Origin of the sequence: Micrococcus sp. HSID17227 (assembly GCF_003989405.1) — a bacterium.
Lineage (GTDB): Bacteria > Actinomycetota > Actinomycetes > Actinomycetales > Micrococcaceae > Micrococcus > Micrococcus luteus.
On the sequence record NZ_RBLN01000141.1, the window covers coordinates 1 to 5,622 of the forward strand.

7 protein-coding genes are annotated in these 5,622 nt (G+C 73.6%); 3 read left to right on the forward strand and 4 right to left on the reverse strand.

Going from position 1 to position 5,622, the window contains the following annotated elements:
* A partial coding sequence (locus D8M29_RS07920) for a polyprenyl synthetase family protein (protein ID WP_127445889.1) occupies window positions 1–858 on the reverse strand: 858 nt, incomplete at its 3' end.
* Window positions 859–1,019: 161 nt separating this feature from the next.
* Window positions 1,020–1,568 carry a hypothetical protein gene (locus D8M29_RS07925; protein WP_020626537.1) on the reverse strand — a complete coding sequence of 183 codons (549 nt, stop codon included), beginning with the start codon at window positions 1,566–1,568 and terminating at the stop codon, window positions 1,020–1,022.
* 146 nt (window positions 1,569–1,714) lie between these two features.
* Here D8M29_RS07925 and idi point away from each other — a divergent pair, with 146 nt between their 5' ends.
* Complete coding sequence (idi, locus tag D8M29_RS07930; protein ID WP_020626536.1) at window positions 1,715–2,344, forward strand: isopentenyl-diphosphate Delta-isomerase; 630 nt, start codon at window positions 1,715–1,717, stop codon at window positions 2,342–2,344.
* Window positions 2,345–2,374: 30 nt separating this feature from the next.
* On the opposite strand, the gene trxA is transcribed toward idi, so the two are convergent.
* Window positions 2,375–2,815 carry a thioredoxin gene (trxA, locus tag D8M29_RS07935; protein ID WP_051995255.1) on the reverse strand — a complete coding sequence of 147 codons (441 nt, stop codon included), beginning with the start codon at window positions 2,813–2,815 and terminating at the stop codon, window positions 2,375–2,377.
* Window positions 2,816–3,027: 212 nt separating this feature from the next.
* Here trxA and aroQ point away from each other — a divergent pair, with 212 nt between their 5' ends.
* Window positions 3,028–3,480: a type II 3-dehydroquinate dehydratase gene (gene aroQ, locus D8M29_RS07940; protein ID WP_127435382.1), complete on the forward strand. Its 453-nt coding sequence runs from the start codon at window positions 3,028–3,030 to the stop codon at window positions 3,478–3,480.
* A gap of 96 nt (window positions 3,481–3,576) precedes the next feature.
* Entirely contained in the window at window positions 3,577–4,059 is a 483-nt protein-coding gene (locus D8M29_RS07945) for a pyridoxamine 5'-phosphate oxidase family protein (protein WP_044659290.1), read from the forward strand.
* Window positions 4,060–4,134: 75 nt separating this feature from the next.
* Here the strand turns inward: D8M29_RS07945 and rlmN are convergent, their stop codons facing one another.
* Window positions 4,135–5,532 (reverse strand): 23S rRNA (adenine(2503)-C(2))-methyltransferase RlmN, encoded by a 1,398-nt coding sequence (gene rlmN, locus D8M29_RS07950; RefSeq protein ID WP_036384305.1) that lies wholly within the window; start codon window positions 5,530–5,532, stop codon window positions 4,135–4,137.
* Window positions 5,533–5,622: the final 90 nt, after the last annotated feature.

Genomic DNA, 5,622 nt, shown 5'->3' on the forward strand with positions numbered 1-5,622 from the left:
GGGGATGCGGCGGCCGTGGGCGGTGAGCACGGTGGCCTTGCCCTCGCGCAGGTCGCCGTCGGCGGACTTGCCGGTCTCCCCGGGATCGCCGAACACGCCGAGGACGTCGTCGATCACCTGGTAGGCGGCGCCGAGGTCGGCGCCGGCCTCGCCCATCGCCCGGGCGAGGTCGGGATCCGCCCCGGCCAGGAGGGCGCCGGCGCGCAGGGGCGCGCCGACCGTGTAGTGCGCCGTCTTGAGCCGTTGCATGGCGAGGATGCGGTCGGGATCGGGCTCCTCACCGGTGTGGCGGGACAGCCCCAGGAGCACGTCCTCGAGCTCGCCGGCCGCAGTCACGGCGGCGGCGTCGAAGACGACGGCGGCGGCCTCGGCGGCCCGGGCGGTGTCGGCGGCACAGGTGGCGGCGAGCCGGAACGCCTGGGTGAGCAGGACGTCCCCCGCGATGAGGGCGACGGCGACCCCGGCGTGGGCGGCGTCCGCGGCGGGCACCCCGCGGGCCTCGAGGCGGTGCCGGGCGGAGGCGTGCACGGCGGGCTGGCCGCGCCGCAGCACGTCCCGATCGATGACGTCGTCGTGGACGAGCAGCGCGGTGTGCAGCAGTTCGAAGGCGGCCCCGAGTCGGTCGACGGCAGCGCGGCCGGACGGAGGGACCGGGTCGGCGGTCGCCAGGCGCCAGCCGAGCTCGACGAGACGGGGGCGGATGAGCTTGCCGGCGCCCACATGGACGTGGAGCGAGTCGAGCAGCTCGGCGAAGGCGGCGGATCCGGGTGCCTGGGCCGCGGCATGTCGGAGCGCGGCGTCCAGCTCGGCGGTCACCCCGGAGAGCGCGGCCTCGCCGCCCGTCCTCGCTTCACCCATGGCGCCTCCTCGGTGGCGGACACGACGCGGCACCGACCGCCGCATCTGTTCGACCGTCTAACTTCTGGACGCAGAAGACACTACGGGCCTCGCCGGTCCCGCGTCCATGCGCGGCGGTCCCGGGCGGCGCGATCTCACGACGCACGGGGCCGCCGTCGGGATCAGGCGTCGGCGGACGCCGTCTCCAGGGTGATCTCCGGGTCCACGATCTGACCCTCCCACTCACCGGAGACCCCGTACACGACGCAGTGCTTCTCGTCGGTGCCGTAGTTGCCCAGCTCGGAGGAGGTCAGGACGGCCCCGTTCAGCTGGTCCTCCTTCTCCTCGCTCAGGCGCTGGGCCTGGGCGGTGCAGGTCTGGGCGGCGGCCGGGTCGGCCTCCTCGCCCTCGGCCACGGCCGGCACGGCCCACAGGTACTCCGCGGTGTGGGCGCCCTCGCAGTCGGTGGTCTCGAAGGAGGACAGGTCACGGGCGCCGAGCGGGGCGGTGAAGCACGTGCCGGCCTCGTAGTCGGCCGGGGCCGCGGACAGCGACGACGCCGAGGCGGACGACGACTCCGCACCCTGCGCGGACGCGGAGGCGGGCGCCGTCGTCGAGGCGGACGCGTCGGCGTCGGACGAGTCCTGACCGCCGCACGCGGTGAGGGCCAGCAGCGCGGCAGCGGACAGGCCGGCAAGACGGGCGGAACGGGACAGGGCGGCGAAGGCCATGGGGGTGCTCTCCTCGAGTGACGTGGGACGCGCCGGGGTGTGGCGCCGACCTCAGCACTCTAGCCACGCCCGGCCATCAGGATCGGGCCGGGGTGACATGGCCCACATCTGATGGGCGGCCCGGCTCGCCTGCCACACTGAGAGGCATGCAGACCCCGGCCACGCCCTCCCCGCACGACCACCCCTCCCCCGTCGCCCGACCGTGGATGGCGGCCTCGGACGTCCCGGTCGCAGGCCCCGACGACGTCGAGCGCGTGGTCCTGCTGTCCCCGGCGGGCGAGGCCGTGGGCACGGAGGCCAAGGCCACGGTCCACCGCCGCACCGAGGACGGCGGCACGCCCCTGCACCTGGCCTTCTCCTGTCACGTGTACGACGAGGCCGACCGGTTCCTGCTCACCCGCCGGGCGCTGGGCAAGGCGGCGTTCCCCGGGGTGTGGACCAACGGGTTCTGCGGGCACCCCGGCCCCGGCGAGTCCCCCGCGGAGGCCGTGCTGCGCCGCGCCCCGCAGGAGCTGGGCGTGGAGGTGTCCGACGTCGTCGAGGTGCTCCCCGACTTCCGCTACCGGGCCGCGGACGCCTCCGGCATGGAGGAGCACGAGATCTGCCCGGTGTTCCGGGCCCGGATGCACGGCGACCCCGCCCCGGAGCGGGACGAGGTCGCGGAGTGGTGCTGGGTGGAGCCGGCCGATCTGGCCGCCGCCCTGGCCGCCGTCCCCCGGGCGTTCAGCCCGTGGCTCGTGGAGCAGTGGCAGCAGGGGGCGTTCGACCCGCGGTGAGCGGCCGGCGCGGCGACGCCGCGCGGGCCGTCAGCGGCCGTTGACGTCGTCGAGGTGGGCGGCGGTGGACTGCACGGCCTCGTCCTGCCCCGGCTCGGCGTCGCCCTGCTGGCCCTGCTGCTCCTCGGCCAGGCGGCGGACCTCTGCGATGTCGAGGCCCTTGACCTGGTCGAGCAGCTGCTCGAGCGCGGTGCCCGGCAGGGCGCCGGCCTGGGAGAACACGAGCACGCCGCCGCGGAAGGCCATGAGCGTGGGGATGGAGGTGATGCCGGCCATCGCCGCCAGCTGCTGCTGGTCCTCCGTGTCGACCTTGGCGAACACGACGTCGTCGTGCTTCTCCGAGGCGGCCTCGAACACGGGGGCGAACTGGCGGCACGGGCCGCACCAGCCGGCCCAGAAGTCCACGAGCACGGTGTCGTTCTCGGCGACGGTGGAGCCGAACTCCTCGAGGGTCAGGTCCTTGGTGGCCACGGTGGGTCCTTTCGTCAGCGGGGCCGACGCGCTCACGCCGGCGATCGTCCTGCCGACCACAACGGACACCCCGCCGCACCTATTCCGCCCCACCCCGCTTTCGTTCGGGAAACGGCGGCGTGTCCCGGCACTTTCGTTCGGGAAACGGGCGCCTTCCACGCACTGTCGTGGCCGAGACGGGAGCCGTCGTCGTCGCTTCCTAGACTGACCGCATGACCGCCACTACCGCCCTGCCCCTGCTCGTGCTCAACGGCCCCAACCTGAACCTGCTCGGCACCCGCGAGCCCGAGGTCTACGGCACGGCCACCCTCGACGACGTCCGTGCGCTCACCGAGGCCCGCGCGGCCGAGCACGGGCTGACCGTGGACTTCCGACAGTCCAACCACGAGGGCGAGCTCATCGACTGGATCCAGGAGGCCCGCACCTCCCACGCTGGCGTCCTCATCAACCCCGCCGGGTACTCGCACACCTCCATCGCGATCCGCGACGCCCTCGCCGCCGTCGACCGGCCGATCGCCGAGGTGCACATCTCCAACGTCCACCGGCGCGAGGCGTTCCGGCACCACTCGCACGTCTCCGCCGTCGCCGACGTCGTGATCGCCGGGGCGGGCGTCCAGGGCTACGCCCTCGCCGTCGACTGGCTCGCCGCGGCTGTGCGCCGCTGAGCGCTGGTCAGGACCCGCCTGGCCGTGCCTAGGGTCGGTGGTACGAGCCGGTGGCCACATCAGGGCGCCGGCACCCGACGACGAAGGAGTCACGCCATGGGCACCCAGGATCCCCGCGCCCGTCTGCTCGAGAAGCTCGCGAAGGTGAACGTCTGCATGCTGACCACCGCTGAGCGGGACGGCACGCTCGTCACCCGCCCGATGGGCCTGCAACAGGCCGAGGACGGCGGCACGCTCTGGTTCCTCACGCGCGCCACCTCCGACGTCGCCGCGGACGCTCCGCAGCGCCCGGTCAACGTCGCCGTGCAGGACAAGGACTTCTGGGCCTCCCTCGCGGGCCACGGTCAGCTCGTCCGCGACGACGCGCGCAAGAAGGAGTTCTGGAACCCGGCCACCGAGGCCTTCTTCGGTGAGGGCTCGAGCCCCGAGGATCCGCAGATCGTGCTCGTGCGCGTGGACGTGCAGACCGCCCAGTTCTGGGAGTCCCCGGGCGCGGTGGCCACCGCCGTCGAGCTGGTCAAGGCCAAGGTCACCGGCGGGACCGCCGAGCCGGGCGACAGCGAGACCGTCCGCTTCTGACGGCGCTCCCCGACGCCGGCCCCGCGGCTTGCCCGAGGACGGGCCGGTGGGCGCCGCGCGCGGGGCCTCGGCAGGTCAGTCGACGTCCTCGGCCGCCAGCTGGCCGCATGCGCCGTCGATCTCCTTGCCACGGGTGTCGCGCAGGGTGGTGGGGATGCCGGCGGCGTTGAGCCGGTCCACGAACTCGCGCGTCACGTCCTTCTCCGAGGCGGTCCAGATGGAGCCCGGCGTCGGGTTCAGCGGGATCGGGTTCACGTGCACCCAGCCCTTGCCCCGGGCGTTGAGCTTCTTGGCCAGCAGGTCGGCGCGCCACGCGTGGTCATTCATGTCCTTGATGAGCGCGTACTCGATGGACACCCTGCGCCCGGTGGCCACGAAGTAGTCGTACGCGGCGTCGATCGCCTCGTCCGCCTTCCAGCGTGAGTTCACGGGGATCAGCTCGTCGCGCAGCTCGTCGTCCGGCGCGTGCAGGGACAGCGCGAACGTCAGCGGCACGCCCTCCTCGGCCAGCTTCCGGATGGCCGGCACCAGGCCCACAGTGGACAGCGTGATGTTCCGCGCGGACATGCCCAGACCCTCGGGCGAGGGGTCCACCATGCGGTGCACGGCGGCCATCACGCGCTTGTAGTTGGCCAGGGGCTCACCCATGCCCATGAACACGACGTTGGTGACGCGGTCGGCGTCGTGCCCGCCGTCCTTGCGCTTGCCGCCCAGTCCGCCCTGGGCGATCACCTGGTTGGCCAGCACGATCTGCTCCACGATCTCCGCCGTGGACATGTTGCGGGTCAGCCCGGCCTGGCCCGTGGCGCAGAACGGGCAGTTCATCCCGCAGCCGGCCTGGCTGGACACGCACAGCGTCACGCGGCCGGGGTACCGCATGAGCACGGACTCCACGAGCGCGCCGTCGAACAGCCGCCACAGGAACTTGACGGTGTCCCCGCGGTCGGTCTCCATGCGCCGGACCTCGGTGAGCAGCGGCGGGAAGAACGCCTCCGCGATCGCCTCCCGCTTGTCCTTGGGCAGGTCCGTCATCTGCTCCGGATCGGTGGTGTAGTGCTCGAAGTAGTGCACCGAGAGCTGCTTGGCGCGGAACGCCGGCAGCCCGATCTCCTTGGCCTTCTCCTGCCGTTCCTTCAGCGTGAGGTCGGCCAGGTGGGTGGGCGGCTGGGAGACGCGCGGCTGCTTGAACTGCAGCTGCGGTCGGCCGTCCGGGCCCATCGGCTGGGTCCAGCCCTCGGTCTTCGGCATCACCTGGGGGCGCTCGGCGGTGGCGGCCTCGCGGCGCTTGGGCGCGGAGAGCTGGTGGCCGACGCCGGCGCGGCGCATGCGCTCTCGGTCCTCGGCGAGCTGGCGCGCCTCGGACTCGTCGATCAGGCCGCGCTCGGGGCGGCCGAGGGCCGGCTTGCCGGCGCGGTCCCTCTGGCGGTTCGGGGTGGGCTTCGATCCGGGGCGGCGGGGCTGGTAGTCAGACATCGGCACCATTCTCCCAGACGGGGCGGACATCGCGGCGGGTCGCCTCCGCGACGACGGCGCCACGCGGCTCCCGCGTCCGGGGCAGCCCCC